The 1,319-nt window shown below is 57.5% G+C and carries 1 protein-coding gene; it reads right to left on the minus strand.

From position 1 onward, the window contains the following. Positions 1-1,179 (minus strand): SMP-30/gluconolactonase/LRE family protein (locus M3I54_RS44245; RefSeq protein WP_254346707.1); only part of this gene is annotated, 1,179 nt, incomplete at its 3' end. Positions 1,180-1,319 lie beyond the last annotated feature (140 nt).

Consider the following 1,319-nt stretch of genomic DNA (forward strand, 5'->3'; position numbering starts at 1 on the left):
ACCGAAGTGCTCACCGCGTCCGGGATCATTGATGTTGATTCGTGGATCGGATGGATAGTCGATTGGATCGACGGTATTCGCTACGAAGGTTCCTCCAGCGGAGCCAGTGTAGATGTTGGTGCCGCCATAGAAAAGGGCGCCGTCTGTACCCGGATCCGGAGCGGCGATCCCCTCAAAGTTAAGGGACTGAAGCTTCCATTGCAACGTACCTGAAGCGCTGTAGGAGTGAATGTCCGTGCCGGCTGCGCGCCCAAGATCCCATGTACCGCCCCACGGGTTATTGAGCACGTACAGATTGCCAAGGGAGTCTTTGCCGATGCCAGTGACGGCGGTGAAACGCTTGCCCCCTACCTGACCTTTGATCCCGGTCGCAGTGTCGAGATAGCCGCCCTGAACACCGAACGTACCGACTAACGAGGGGGCATGCGCGACATTGTAGATCTTGATGTTCATGTCGGGACCTGAGTCGCCGATCATCAGGTTACTGGTAGTCGGGTCGAAATACAGCGCCGAGGGCCGAGACGTAGAGGCCAGGCTGATCGTGGACAGGAGAGTGCCGGTCGGGCTGAATCCGAGGACCGTTCCCGCGCTCTTCTGCGCAACCCAGATGTTGCCGAAGCGGTCTATAGCGATCGCACCGGGGCCTGAGACCGTGATATCCCGCACCCAGGTTCCACCGGTCTTGTAGACGCGCACCCGGTTTCCGGGAAAGTCACTGGCATAGAAGAACTGGCCCCACGTTGCAAGTCCGGTCACCACGTCCGCATGCCTTTCAGTCGTATCCGCGCTGACGTTGATCAGCAGATCGCGAGTCTTGCTCGCTCGAGCATATCGTCCGATCGCGCCACTGCCGAAGGCCTTGTTGAACTGAAGCGCAACGAAAAGATCAGTCGAATTGCCTGTGATCGCACTGCCCTGAAAATCGCCATGCGCGCCGATAGAACCGATGCTTTGTCCATTCTGGTATATCGCAACTCCACCTTCGTTTTCATCCCACAGGGACGATGTGTAGATGACCCCTTCAGGCGCAACCCACATGGACCGGGCGGCGTTGCCTACATGAGTTGCGCTAGTCCCAAACGTATTCGCTAACCAGTCGGTTGTGTACTGCCCCTGACATTCTGGCGCAATCGTAGCGCTCAACACTGCGGCAAGGAATGCGGCATGGATTCGTTTCATGACTTACCCTCATTTGCACCACGTGCACCGATTTAGATCAGGATACCGAATTGTTTTATTACTGAAGTGGCAGGCGGGAAAAGGAATTCGGTCCGGCGCGATGGAATCGGCGGCCCGTTCAGGCTGGCGCGTTCCGCGCC

Source organism: Paraburkholderia sp. CNPSo 3274 (assembly GCF_024206475.1).
In the GTDB taxonomy this organism is placed as follows: Bacteria; Pseudomonadota; Gammaproteobacteria; order Burkholderiales; family Burkholderiaceae; genus Paraburkholderia.